The following is a 13,217-nucleotide window of genomic DNA, read 5'->3' as shown; positions in this document are numbered from 1 at the left end:
GTCTAGTCTTCTGGCACACTACCAAAAATAATATCCACTGCATTTGCACGATATCGTCTATTGAATATCAAACTTTGTAGGGTAAACTTTCATTTTCTCGCAACGTTTATTTTCAACGACACCGATGAAAGGAATCTAAACTAACCGATCAGTATCGATGAGCTTAAGATTCCTTTGGGTTACTAAAGAGTGCTAAGGCCCTAGAGAAAAACCTAAAACTAATTCAATCTAACTCTGTTCTTTGTTGATTAATGACCAAAGGTATACTTGCTTGAGTACACTGATTCTTTTACGGAACCGTCGTTTTGGCCAAATACAATGAGTTTTAGTCGATCTCATTTTCACTTTCGATTTTATTTCGTCTCCATCCACCAACACAATGCACCTCCAACGCAGTAAGCAAACAGATCTTTCCAATCAAATGTTGCTCCCAAAATCACGGCCAAAAGCGAAGATGATTCGATGTTAAGCAAATTTACTACGTGCAATAACTGCCCAAGTTCGACAATAAATGCTATCAATACCACCAGTGACGCGAGCCATGTGACGGGCATTGATAGGATGCTCGCTAATAAGTAGTAAAGCCAAACGACAACCAATACGTCACCGAACGTTGGGCGAACAAAGTTGTCTCGGACGTAAAGCGCGATAACAATCAGAGCGATGAAACACATGCAGCATTTAAGTCCATGTATCTTAGAAAAACGAAAGTGAATACTAGAATTATCGTCATTCATTTCGCTTTGTTGACGGGCAAAAAAGCTCTGCTTAAGCATTTTCATTCGCAGCCTTTGCTTCGTCTTCCGCTATTCTATTCCGCGTATACCAGTCAACGTTACGCGTGATCACCATAGTGAAGCTCAAAATCGCAAAGCACAGCAGCGAACCCATGACTAACGCGTAACTTTCTGCTTGAAGTAACCCAAACAACAAGCCGTAGAGCGTGAGCATACATCCCCCAAATATTGCGCCATGCTTTAGGTTACTCAGCATACCACTGACGTACACGCTCAATAGACCCGTAGATGCCATGACAGACACGACATATGCCCAGTTGAAGCCTAGGTGCTCACTCATTGAAATCAGCAGCAAATAGAAAAGTGCTAGCGCTAAGCCTATAAAACCATACTGCACTGGGTGAACTGGACGAGCTTGAAATAGCTCCAACAGAAAGAAGCTCGCAAACACGAGTGTAATCACTAACAATGAGTAATTTACCGCTCGATGAGATTTCAAATAGTGATCAACTGGATCAATTAAATCCACCCCCATTTGTCGCTGATCAAGTTCATAGCAGGCGTTGTTTGATGACAGGCAACTCTGAAACAATTGAGTGATATTGGTAGAGAAGTTATTACTCACCCATTGCGCCTTAAACCCATCTTCTGATACGTCCGACGACACTGGTAAGTAGTCACCGATAAAGCTTGGGTGTGGCCAAACAGAAGACAACGCTACAGTAGTTTCGTTGCCAATGGGTGTCACTTGCAGCTGTCCCATCCCTTGGAGCAAGAAGTTAAGATCGAATTCCAAGGGTTGCTGGGCCTTCAGGTCTTCTAGGGTAAGCTCACTATGGAAACCTTGTGGTAGTTGATCTAATCCGGTTCCTGGCATCACTTTGATCCCCGAGCTTGAGAGCGTCATGTCATCGAGACGAAGCAATCCACGGCTGTCTTCAATACCGACCACTAGGCTGATGTTTTCAATATCAAGATCATGCAGTTTAGCTAAGTCAGCAGCATCAAAAGTACCTTTTAGAGCCACTTGCGCTTTGTATAAACGCGCACGGTAAATACCGCGATACTTTTCAAAACTGTCCAGATCAGCGCTCATATCAAAGGTGTTAGGTAAGAGGAATTTGCGGTAATCTTTTGTCTGTACTTTTTCATCTCGATAGCTGGTCTTGGTGTAGTTCACCATAATGAAAGGGCCAATTATGTGCTGTTCACCGCTACTGCTGCGCGCTATGTCACTTCTTACTTCATCTTGGCGATAGGAACGTTCTGAGATCAGCCCTGTGACCATTGAAAGTGGGATTTGCAGTAAGACAAACAAAAACAGCACGAAGGCGAACTTCGTGCCGAGTTGATTATTGAGGATCTTTTTCATGTTTCATTCTCCATTTGCTGATGTAAGTAATCTAAATCAGTAATTTGGAGAACGAATGGAGCTAATGTGGAGTTTCTATGGAGTTGGTAAAGTCAGAGTTATCTTGACGCCGAATTCAGTGTTTTCTACGAGCAGCTCTCCTTTATGCAGCTTAGCAACTTGCTCGACAAAGTTGAGCCCCAATCCGGTGCTCTTAACGCCATTCTCACGAGCGAGAGAATAAAAGCGCTCAGTTAAGCGAGGCATTGCGTAGTCCGGAATGTGAGGGCCTGAGTTGAAAATAGAGAGGGATACATTTCTTTTCGTAACTTCCACTCTCCATTCAATATGGCCTTTGGTGTAAGCGAAATCCAACGCATTATCCATCAAGTTAAAGGCAGCTTGCTTAAGTAAAAATGCGTCGCCAAGCACCATGAGATTTTCATCAATCTTGATATCCGCAGTGACTAATTTACTACTCAAACGCGCATCCGCAGAGCTAATCACTTCGCTCACCATTTGGTGTACTAAAATTTGTTCGACTTGTTCAAGTTCCGGGCGCTTCTCAAGGCGAGCCAGTTCAAGCAACTTATCAATCAGTGACTGCATGCGATCACTTTCTCGTTCGATGTTGCTAGCGAAGTGAGCGACCTTTTCTTCCGGTAATGGCATCTGCAATATTTCGCTTGCGCCTTTGATGGCAGATAGCGGACTTTTTAACTCATGAGTCAGGGTTTGAACGTATTCTTCCACATATTGCTTACCGTCAAGCTGATTGCGCATTTTCTCTAGCGCATCACTGAGCGTGCCATATTCATAAAAAATACGGAATTTCGGCTTGGATACCTTTTCTCCTTCCCCCATTTTGGTCGCGTAGTCTTCCAATTTATTCAATGCCGAGTGAATTCGCCAAGCAAACAATGCCCCAGCGAGTAATACTAAGCCACTCATCCACACCATCCAAAAAAGCACATTACGTTTAGAGAGATCGATAAATGGTTGTACTGAGCGATTGGACTTTGCCACCGTCACGCTACCAATAATTTCGCCGTTATGGTAAATCGGCGCGGCGACATGCATCACGGTTGAGAGTGGGTCATTCGGGTCTTCAATTGTACTTCGCGCACCATATTGACCGCGAAGAGTGAGGTACACATCATTCCATTGTGAGTAGTCTTTGCCGACGTCTTGTTGCCAAGAATCTGCAATGACAACGCCTTGTTTATCTGTAATATAAATTCGATGGTTAATCGCTTTTTTTCCAATCTCCCAAATGCGTGCTTGTGGCTCTCGTTGGCCATAAGCCGTTAATAGCTGGGAAAATCGACTTTCTAATAGCTTGTCATTGGCGACGTCTTCTTCTGCTAATACCGCAAGTAAGTTCGCCATGTCGACTAGTGTTTCTTCGGTGGTTTGACGTACTGTGGGCTTAAGCTCTTGAACAACGGTTTTGCTCACCGTATAAGCGGTCATTCCCACTAAGATAAAGTAGAGGAAAAACAGCCTTAATCCAAGCGGGATTCTTGGCCAGTGAATCATCATTTTCCCTTAACGCTGTAGAAGTAACCAAAGCCACGTTTGGTACAAATTCGGTCAGACATCTGAAATGGCTTCAGCTTATAGCGAATAGCTTTGATGTGAGTATCGATGTTTCGTTCGTACGCCGCTTCTGGTGCCATATCTGCGGCAACCAGTAGCTGCTCTCGGCTCAATACATTGCGAGATACGGAAATGAGCTTATCAAGGATCTTAAACTCAACCGCAGTAAGACCAAGCAGATCACCTCCGGCGCTATAATCAAAGTTTTGTGCGACTAAATCATGGGTTGGATGACGTTGTGTTAAAGCTGGACTTAGTTCTGGTTCTACCACCGTCGCTTTGGCTTTGCTTCGAAGTTTGATGCGAGCCAGCATTTCACGCGGGCTAAATGGCTTAGTCACGTAGTCATCAGCTCCAATTTCCAAGCCAACCACACGGTCAATTTCATCATTTCTGGCGGTTAGAAAGATAATCGGAATATCAGAAAATTCTCGGATGGTTTTACACAGTTCAAAGCCGTTACCATCGGGTAATCCGACATCCAACACGAGTAGGAGTGCCGAGTTTTTCTTCAAAAAGGCTAAGCCTTCTCCTGCCGTTGTAAACCACTCCACGTGGTAGCCATCCATCTCTAAAACGTGAATCAAGTTGTCTGCAATGGCAGATTCATCTTCAATAATGATGACGGTCGATTGTTCGGTCAATGTCTGAACCTCGTTGACGATGTTTATTCTGATGCAGTGGTTGCCCACTACTGTGGCGCAAAGGCTATCGGATTGATACTGAAAAGGCAAAATTCGTGATTAATCTTAGCTGGTGGTTGCAAAAATTAACTCGGAATTCGGAGTAGTGGCTCCCGCATTATATATTCTAACTCAATGATTTAAATGTAATTAATCTTTTCGTCTTTGCTTGCATAACGGAGTTGAAAAGTGGTTAGGATGAGTTTTATTAGGGCCAACCTTGTGCTCTTCATTTTTGGTATGTATGAGCACGCCGAGTGTGGGAGCGAGGAAAGGATAATAGTTCGCTGTTGAGGTTGAATGCGGCGATTTTAAGCCAACGCACTCAATAAGTAGATTCCTGAGAACCATGCGAACTTGCTTCTTGTGGCTACACTATTTCAGGATTGAGTAGCAAAAGGCAGCGGTTAGTACGCTGCCTTTCTGGTGTCTGGTTGCCTTTGAATCGGTAGAACAGTGAACTAGTTTAACCTGAATTTAGCAATAACGTTGCAGCTTGATGCGGTATTGATATTTTGAACCAGCTTAGCTACTTCAGGGTTTGGGTGGCGTTTCATAAACTCTACGAGCGCCTTTTGGCAGCAGCCAAGTGAGTCTACAAATGAATCACACTCTTTATTGTGGCATTGAGGCACTAACGTTAACAGGCGTTCAGAAGCAAGCTGGAGGTATTTTAATTCGTATTCATCATCGCCAGATAAGCGCCAAAAATTGGCTAAGTTATGGCATGAGATGACCTTGATGGTGAGTAGGTCGTCGATGTCTATCTCGTCCGAAAAAGAGAGCTGATCTGAAATGGCCAAAGCTTGCTGGTAATGCAAAATACTGCGCAGTAGGTCATTATTTTGCAATGCAGTATCAGCTTGTATTGTATGCTTCTCCCACTCCGTCATGTTCATTTCTCACTCTCCGTTCGTTATTGAGAGAGTAATTTAATTGATAATCATTATCATGTAAAGCTATGGCTTTATAAATTATGATGTAGCATAAAAAAAAGCGAGCCATCGCTCGCTTTATCACTTATTTCTGAGTTTAGCCTTCTAAGCCTGCACCCGCAGATTTATTTTGGATTAGCTCAATCATGTAACCATCTGGGTCCTTCACAAACGCAATATGAGTTGAGCCGCCTTTCACTGGCCCTGGTTCACGTGTTACGTTGCCGCCAGCGGCTTTGATTGCGTCACAGGTTTGGTAAATGTCATCAAAACCAAGTGCAATGTGGCCGTATCCTGCGCCTAGATCGTATTCTGTTGTGCCCCAGTTATAGGTAAGCTCAATCACAGAACCCTCTGACTCATCACCGTAGCCTAAAAATGCTAATGTATATTCATATTGTGTGTTTTCATTTTTACGCAGTAGCGTCATGCCCAATACATCGGTGTAAAACGTAATGGATTTATCTAAATCGCCCACGCGTAGCATGGTGTGCAGTATTCTTCCCTTTGACATTGTTTTTCTCCTAATCTTCTGGATAAATTTTATCTTTAAATTCGCATAGATCTTCAATCAAGCAACTGCCACAACGCGGTTTTCGAGCGATGCAGGTATAGCGGCCGTGCAAAATGAGCCAGTGGTGCACATCTAATTTAAACTCTTTAGGCACGACTTTGAGCAATTTTTGTTCTACATCGTCAACGGTTTTGCCCATAGCGAGTTTGGTTCGGTTGGATACGCGATAAATGTGAGTATCAACGGCAATGGTCGGCCAGCCAAAGGCGGTATTAAGTACAACATTAGCGGTTTTTCGTCCCACACCAGGAAGTTCAACGAGAGCTTCTAGGCTTTCTGGAACTATCCCTTGATGCTTATCGAGTAAGATGCGACAGGTCTTAATGACGTTCTCAGCTTTCGAGTTAAACAGACCAATGGTTTTGATGTAGCTTTTTACGCCATCGACACCGAGATCAAAAATGGTTTGGGGTGTGTTGGCAACAGGATAAAGTTTATCTGTTGCTTTGTTCACGCTCACGTCAGTGGCTTGAGCGGAAAGTAGAACGGCAATCAGCAGTTCGAAAGGGGAGTTCCAGTTGAGTTCAGTTTGCGGGTTGGGATTGTCTTGACGCAATCTCTCTAATATTTCCCGCCTTTTTGTATTATTCATACCGAGGCTGCTTCCTTGAGTGATTTATGGGGCGTATTTTTGCTCACTCGCCCCTTATTATGTGTTGATTAGTTGCTGACTCTTGCTCGTTCTATTACGGGCTTTTCTTGTTTTGGTTGCCTCGCACTGAGCTGCTTGTCGATGACATTTTTTAGCGCAATGATGAAGCCTACGCCAATAAACGCACCGGGAGGGAGCAGCGCTAGAAGAAAACTATTATCAAGCTGAAATACTTCAATTCGCAATACGGATGCCCAGTCACCGAGTAACAGGTCAGCGCCATCAAACAGAGTGCCGTTACCCAAAACTTCACGTAGTGCGCCAAGTAGCATGAGCACTAATAACATGCCGGTGCCCATCCAAAAGCCATCTAGTACGGCGGGTAATGGTTGGTTTTTAGATGCAAAGGCTTCCGCTCGACCAATGATGATGCAGTTGGTCACGATAAGCGGAATGAAGATACCAAGGGACAAATACAAGCCGTAAGCGTAGGCATTCATGAGTAGTTGAACACAGGTTACTAGAGCGGCAATGATCATGACGAAAATCGGGATGCGTACTTCTTTCGGTACATAGTCTCTGACCAGAGAAACGATCAGGTTAGATCCAACCAGCACTAACAAGGTAGCGATACCAAGCCCCATCGCATTTGTGACGGTTGAAGAAACGGCAAGAAGAGGGCAAAGTCCGAGTAACTGAACTAATGCTGGGTTGTTGTCCCATAAGCCATTCTTCATTAATAACTTATTTTCAGCCATTTGAACCTCCACAGTTGATAGGCAGTTGATCTAGCTCTTCATGAGTTGCTTGGAAGAAGAGAGACGCATTTTTGACCGCTTTTACAACGGCTCGTGGGGTAATGGTAGCTCCGGTAAATTGGTCAAATTCGCCGCCATCTTTTCGTACTGCCCACTGCTTCATCGACCAACCGGATGTGGAAGCCTCTGAATTCGATTTGTCGTTCTGTTGTTCTAAGCGTTTACCCGTAAAGCTCTCGATCCAAGAGGAAACTTTTAGGTCGATCTTATCACCTAACCCCGGCGTTTCGGCATGCTGTAGGATTCGTGTTCCTGTTATTGTGCCAGTTTGGTCCATCCCTACCATCAGCTTGATCTGACCGTTATACCCATCCGGTGCAATAGCCTGAATGGCGATGCCTGTAATGCTGCCATTTTTGGTCGCGATGTAGGCGGGTTGTGGTTTATCTGACCCTAAGTATTGTTTACTGGTAAACAGAGTACAGTGCTCTACCAATTTATTGTCGTGAATCTCTTTTGGTAATACTTCATTAAGCACTTTTAGGAGGTTTTTTTGTTGCTGCTCTAGAATTCGGTCAGCCGTGAGTGTATGAGTAATCGCCACCACACCGGTTGAAAGTAAGGCAAAAATGGCCAGCACACCGCTGTTTTTTTGAATCGCTTTTATCATATCTAATTCCTACTTGTGACCATAAGTGCGCGGACGAGTGTAGTAGTCGATAAGCGGTACACACATGTTGGCAAGCAATACTGCAAAAGCAACGCCGTCTGGGAAGCCACCAAAAGATCGAATGATGAAGACCATACCGCCAATGAATGCACCATATACTAGGCGGCCTTTGATGGTTGTGGCTGCGGATACTGGATCCGTTGCGATGAAAAATGCCCCTAGCATGGTAGCGCCAGATAGCAATTGCACCAGCGGCCCGGCTGTTTCACCTGGGAAAATCAAGGTCGATAATAGGGAACAGATAACCAAAGAGCCTAAAAATGCGACGGGAATATGCCATTGTACAACGCGCATTTTTATCAATAGTAAACCACCAGCGAGGTAAGCTAGGTTAACCCATTCCCATCCTAATCCGGCAATGCCTGAAAATTGAGGCAGAGACTTGAGTTCAGAAATTGTTTGACCAGAGTGTAGCCCTGTTTTAATGGTATCTAATGGTGTTGCGGTGGTGATGCCATCAATACCCGTTCTAAACTGTTGCAACGAAAAGCCATCCGCATTAAACCCACTGAATATAAGGGAGAATGAATCAGCAAAACCCGCTTGATAAGGCGCAATAGAAGCGGGGGCAACCCAACTCGTCATTTGTACCGGGAATGAAATCAACAGAACCACATAAGCCACCATGGCTGGATTGAAGATGTTTTGGCCGATACCACCATACAGATGCTTAGCGACGACAATGGCAAAGAAGATACCGATCACCATCGTCCACCATGGAGAGAGTGGGGGAATGGCGACGGCAAGTAACCAAGCGGTAACAAACGCACTGTTGTCTCGTAGTGCTCCTATCGGATTACGCTTACGTAGCAGCATAACTATGGCTTCCATAGAAACCGCAAGCAGCATGGCAAACACGAGCTGTATTAATGTGCCCCATCCAAAGAAATAACTTTGTGCAACAAGGCCAGGGATGGCTCCGAGTGCAACCCAACGCATTAAGTCAGGAGTACTTTTTTTGTTGTGAGCGTGGGGTGAGCTAGCAATAAAAAAGGCCACTACTCGTTCTCCTTACCATCTTGTATTTGATTTTTGAGTTCAGCTTGCGCTGCTTTCCTTGCTTTAGCGCGGGCAATGGCAGCAGCGACAGCGGCTTTTTTCGGATCTTCTGTCGGTTGTTCCGAGTCTACTTCGGTTACCGAAGTCGGCGTTTCGCTTATCGCAGGCTCGGCTTGCTCAAGTTTCGCTTCTGCTTGTTTTGCTTTGCGTGCTTTAGCGCGAGCAATGGCTGCAGCAACCGCGGCTTTTTTCGGATCTTCTGTCGGCTGTTCCGAGTCTACTTCGGTTACCGAAGTCGGCGTTTCGCTTACCGTAGGCTCGTCTTGTTCAAGTTTCGCTTCTGCTTGTTTTGCTTTGCGTGCTTTAGCGCGAGCAATGGCCGCAGCAACCGCGGCTTTTTTCGGGTCTTCTGCCGGTTGTTCCGAGTCTACTTGGGTTACCGATGTGGGCGCTTCGCTTACTGGCGGCTCGGCTTGTTCAGGTTTCGCTTCTGCTTGTTTTGCTTTACGCGCTTTAGCGCGAGCAATGGCCGCAGCAACCGCGGCTTTTTTCGGGTCTTCTGTCGGTTGTTCCGAGTCTATTTCGGTTACCGATGTCGGCGTTTCACTTACTGCAGGCTCGAGCTGTTCAGGTTTCGCTTCTGCTTGTTTTGCTTTACGTGCTTTAGCGCGAGCAATGGCCGCAGCGACAGCGGCTTTTTTCGGGTCTTTGACAGATTGTTCCGAGTTGTTTTCTGCTTCCGTTTTTGGGTCGTCGCTTACCGCAGGCTCGGCCTGTTCTGGTTTAGCCTCTGCTTGTTGCGCCTTGCGCGCTTTAGCTCGAGCAATGGCTGCGGCGACGGCAGATTTTTTATCATCTTCGGGTGGCTCAGTTTGCGCTTCTGATTGCTGTTCTTTTTCTGCTTTACGCGCTCGGGCTTGTTGCTTTCTTTCTTCCCTAAGCTTCATCATTTCACTGTTATCAGGCAGATTTTCCCCGTTTGATTTAGCCGCAGCTTGTTTGGCTTTAGCTCGCGCAATAGCGGCGGCAACTGCTGGTTTCACTTCCTCGGAAGCCGGTGCAGCTTTGGCTTGTTGTGCTTTAACACGAGCAATGGCAGCGGCGACGGCATCATCTCCGTCTGATTTTTTCATGTCGTTACGTCGCTGCTCTGCCGCTTTCTTGAAGCGATTCTCCCGTTGGGCTTTATCTCGTTCTAGCCTTGCGTTTCTTTCTTCAAAGCGTTGGCGTGCTCGTTCTGCAGCAAGTGATTCTTCTTTACGGGTACGAATTTCTGCTTTGGCTTCGCGATAATACTGCACCAATGGAATTTCACTCGGGCATACATACGCACAAGCGCCACATTCGATACAGTCACTTAAGTTGAGTTCTTCACACTTATCGTATTCTTGGCTTTTTGAATACCATTGTAATTGCTGTGGCAACAAAGACACTGGGCAGGCTTCAGCGCATTGGCTGCAGCGGATGCATTCCATCTCATAGCGATTCGCAGGGATTTCTTTGCGAGTCGGGGCCAGAATACAGTTTGTGGTTTTGGTGACAGGAGCCAAAGAGGTCGGTAGCGTGAACCCCATCATTGGGCCACCCAGGATCAAACGTGGGCTCTTTTTGTCTGCTGAGTAATCGAACTCTTCTAGCAGGTGCTGTACTGGAGTGCCAATACGGGCCCAAACATTACGAGGTTGCTTGAACGCTTTACCTGTCAGTGTAACCAAGCGCTCAATCAGTGGTTCCCCATCAAATACGGCTCGTTTGGTGGCATAGATAGATCCCACATTTTGGACCAATACGCCAATATCTGCGGGAATACTGCCTTTCGGTACTTCCATATTGGTCAGTACTTTTATTAGCTGTTTCTCACCACCGGATGGATATTTAGTGGGAATAACGCGAATAACATAGTCTTTAAAGGTTGCGGCTTTTTGGATTGCAGCAATGGCTTCAGGCTTATTGTCTTCAATCCCAATGATGGTGAGTTTGGGCTTTAGAATGTGCTCAATGACTTCAATGCCCTGAATGATTTCGTCAGCATAGTGCTGCATAAGCGCATCATCGGCAGTAATGTAAGGTTCACATTCAGCTGCGTTGATGATTAATATTTCGGTTTTCGCTACACCAGATTGGATTTTCTTCGCGGTAGGGAAGCCTGCGCCGCCCATACCTGAAATACCGGCTTGCCTGATCATCTCAATCAAGCTTTCTGGTGTTTCAGATTGCAGCGCCGAGATCGTGTTGAGTGCGATCCAGCGATCGTCGCCGTCAGGGCTTAATACAATACTCAGTACTGGCAACCCTGATGGGTGAGCAGAAACTCTTGGTTCGATTGCCGTTATAGTACCGGAAGTCGGTGCATGTATAGGCAGCATAAAGCTGAGCGAACACTCAGTTAGAGGTTGCCCTTTTAGAACGTAATCGCCGACTTTTACACATAAATCACCCGCTTTACCGATATGTTGCTTAATTGGAATCACCAATTCGGTAGGGAGCGATGCATGTTGAAGACGGGTGCTCGCAGACTGTTTTTTGTTTTCTGGCGGGTGTACACCGCCGGGGAAATCCCAAAGGTAACCGGAACGAATTTTTTCAATGAGTGACAACATACCCAATCCTTATTGTTGTTCTTTTTGTGGTTGAGTAGCCGCTACGTTTACGACGGGAATCGCATTGAGCTGCCATTTCCAAGTATCGGTTGTTGGTGCCACTGGAATCATTTCAATACAATCTGTTGGGCAAGGTGCCACGCAGAGATCGCAACCTGTGCATTCATCTTCAATAACCGTGTGCAAGGCTTTTGTGCCGCCGACGATAGCGTCGACAGGGCAGGCTTGAATACATTTGGTACAACCGATGCACATGTCTTCATGAATGAAGGCCACTTTCTTGACGCTTTTTTCTGGATCGTGAGCAGGCTCTGATGCTTCAACACCCATTAAGTCAGCCAGCTTTTCGATGGTAGCTTGTCCGCCTGGTGGGCACTTGTTGATGCTATCGCCGTTTGCTATTGCTTCTGCATAAGGTCGGCAACCTGGGTAGCCACACTGGCCACATTGAGTTTGAGGTAAAATTTCGTCGATTTGTTCGACAATAGGGTTGGCTTCAACTTTAAATTTGATAGAGGCGAAACCAAGAATAGCGCCAAAAATAGCAGCCAACGCAACGACCGCTAATACAGCAATGACAATTCCACTCATTATAGTTTCACCAAACCAGTAAAGCCCATGAAGGCTAGTGACATAAGACCCGCGGTGATCATTGCAATGGAAGCGCCTTTAAATGGCCCCGGTACATTTGCGGCCGCGATACGTTCTCGCATCGACGCAAACAGAATTAGGACTAATGAAAAACCGACAGCTGCACCAAAGCCATAGATAATGGATTGAATGAAATTATGGTTTTCGTTGATGTTTAAAAGGGCAACACCTAACACGGCACAGTTTGTGGTAATCAAAGGTAAGAATATACCTAACAAACGATACAGGGTTGGGCTCGTCTTATGGACGACCATTTCGGTAAACTGAACCACAACCGCAATGACCAAAATAAAGCTCATTGTGCGAAGGTATTCAATGCCGAGTGGCTTAAGTACGTAGCTCTCGACTAAGTAAGCACTTACCGAGGCTAATGTTAAGACGAATGTCGTCGCTAAGCTCATGCCAATAGCGGTTTCTAACTTCTTAGAAACCCCCATAAATGGGCATAAGCCTAAAAATTTTACAAGTACGAAGTTGTTGACTAATACGGTGCCAACAAGCAGCAACAGATACTCTGTCATAGCATCTCAATTATATTCAAAACAGATCCCATTATTATCCTTTGTTGTAAGCGATTTAACAACCTAAGAGCGGAAAGGTTTTTGGGTAAATTAGCGAATTATTCAGCAATTGATGAGATAACTAAGATCTCAAGATTGTAACCATTCTCAGGTTGCGGGTATTGATGTCGGAAATTGATGATTTTATGTCGCTTTGGTGAGTATGTATTTGCGCATTGCCGTGTGGAAAAGTAAATGGGATGGCGATAAGAGACAGGGACGTTGCAAGACCACAGATGCAAAAAAGCCGCAATATAAATTGCGGCCTTTTTTAAATTTGGCTCCCCCTGCAAGACTTGAACTTGCGACATACGGATTAACAGTCCGCCGTTCTACCAACTGAACTAAGGGGGAATTATTTAACGAAGCGAATTTTAGCGATTGGCCTTTTTTCTGTCAATACTCTAACTAAAAAAATGCAAAAAAAAATAATCAAAATGATCTTTAC

At 45.3% G+C, this 13,217-nt stretch carries 13 protein-coding genes and 1 tRNA gene; all 14 read right to left on the bottom strand.

Annotated features, from left to right (window positions below; genetic code table 11):
* Nucleotides 1-353 precede the first annotated feature (353 nt).
* Nucleotides 354-782, bottom strand: a complete 429-nt coding sequence (locus QWZ04_RS09195) for a ribosomal maturation YjgA family protein (protein WP_290327209.1) — start codon at nucleotides 780-782, stop codon at nucleotides 354-356.
* Nucleotides 769-2,109, bottom strand: a complete 1,341-nt coding sequence (creD, locus tag QWZ04_RS09190) for a cell envelope integrity protein CreD (protein ID WP_290327207.1) — start codon at nucleotides 2,107-2,109, stop codon at nucleotides 769-771. Before creD ends, QWZ04_RS09195 begins: the two co-directional genes overlap by 14 nt.
* Nucleotides 2,110-2,184: 75 nt before the next feature.
* Nucleotides 2,185-3,627: a two-component system sensor histidine kinase CreC gene (creC, locus tag QWZ04_RS09185; RefSeq protein WP_290327391.1), complete on the bottom strand. Its 1,443-nt coding sequence runs from the start codon at nucleotides 3,625-3,627 to the stop codon at nucleotides 2,185-2,187.
* Nucleotides 3,627-4,331: a response regulator gene (locus tag QWZ04_RS09180; RefSeq protein WP_290327205.1), complete on the bottom strand. Its 705-nt coding sequence runs from the start codon at nucleotides 4,329-4,331 to the stop codon at nucleotides 3,627-3,629. Before QWZ04_RS09180 ends, creC begins: the two co-directional genes overlap by 1 nt.
* A 500-nt stretch (nucleotides 4,332-4,831) precedes the next feature.
* Nucleotides 4,832-5,269 (bottom strand): DUF2753 domain-containing protein, encoded by a 438-nt coding sequence (locus QWZ04_RS09175; protein ID WP_290327203.1) that lies wholly within the window; start codon nucleotides 5,267-5,269, stop codon nucleotides 4,832-4,834.
* A gap of 133 nt (nucleotides 5,270-5,402) precedes the next feature.
* Nucleotides 5,403-5,819, bottom strand: coding sequence for a lactoylglutathione lyase (gloA, locus tag QWZ04_RS09170; RefSeq protein WP_290327202.1), 417 nt, complete (start codon nucleotides 5,817-5,819; stop codon nucleotides 5,403-5,405).
* A gap of 10 nt (nucleotides 5,820-5,829) precedes the next feature.
* Entirely contained in the window at nucleotides 5,830-6,471 is a 642-nt protein-coding gene (gene nth / locus QWZ04_RS09165) for an endonuclease III (RefSeq protein ID WP_290327200.1), read from the bottom strand.
* A gap of 68 nt (nucleotides 6,472-6,539) precedes the next feature.
* Nucleotides 6,540-7,229 carry an electron transport complex subunit E gene (locus QWZ04_RS09160; RefSeq protein ID WP_290327198.1) on the bottom strand — a complete coding sequence of 230 codons (690 nt, stop codon included), beginning with the start codon at nucleotides 7,227-7,229 and terminating at the stop codon, nucleotides 6,540-6,542.
* Nucleotides 7,222-7,899, bottom strand: coding sequence for an electron transport complex subunit RsxG (gene rsxG, locus QWZ04_RS09155; protein WP_290327196.1), 678 nt, complete (start codon nucleotides 7,897-7,899; stop codon nucleotides 7,222-7,224). Before rsxG ends, QWZ04_RS09160 begins: the two co-directional genes overlap by 8 nt.
* A 9-nt stretch (nucleotides 7,900-7,908) precedes the next feature.
* Nucleotides 7,909-8,958 (bottom strand): electron transport complex subunit RsxD, encoded by a 1,050-nt coding sequence (gene rsxD / locus QWZ04_RS09150; RefSeq protein WP_290327194.1) that lies wholly within the window; start codon nucleotides 8,956-8,958, stop codon nucleotides 7,909-7,911.
* Nucleotides 8,958-11,558 carry an electron transport complex subunit RsxC gene (gene rsxC / locus QWZ04_RS09145; protein WP_290327192.1) on the bottom strand — a complete coding sequence of 867 codons (2,601 nt, stop codon included), beginning with the start codon at nucleotides 11,556-11,558 and terminating at the stop codon, nucleotides 8,958-8,960. The genes rsxD and rsxC overlap by 1 nt, the downstream gene beginning before the upstream one ends.
* A 9-nt stretch (nucleotides 11,559-11,567) precedes the next feature.
* Nucleotides 11,568-12,149 carry an electron transport complex subunit RsxB gene (gene rsxB / locus QWZ04_RS09140; RefSeq protein WP_290327190.1) on the bottom strand — a complete coding sequence of 194 codons (582 nt, stop codon included), beginning with the start codon at nucleotides 12,147-12,149 and terminating at the stop codon, nucleotides 11,568-11,570.
* On the bottom strand, nucleotides 12,149-12,730 hold the full coding sequence (gene rsxA / locus QWZ04_RS09135) for an electron transport complex subunit RsxA (protein WP_290327188.1): 582 nt from the start codon (nucleotides 12,728-12,730) through the stop codon (nucleotides 12,149-12,151). Before rsxA ends, rsxB begins: the two co-directional genes overlap by 1 nt.
* Before the next feature lie 317 nt (nucleotides 12,731-13,047).
* A tRNA-Asn gene (locus tag QWZ04_RS09130) sits at nucleotides 13,048-13,123 on the bottom strand.
* Nucleotides 13,124-13,217 lie beyond the last annotated feature (94 nt).

This window comes from Vibrio tapetis subsp. quintayensis, from assembly GCF_030409945.1.
In the GTDB taxonomy this organism is placed as follows: domain Bacteria; phylum Pseudomonadota; class Gammaproteobacteria; order Enterobacterales; family Vibrionaceae; genus Vibrio; species Vibrio quintayensis.
The sequence above is the reverse complement of the archived record's forward strand: the minus strand, read 5'-3'. Positions and strand labels throughout refer to the sequence as shown.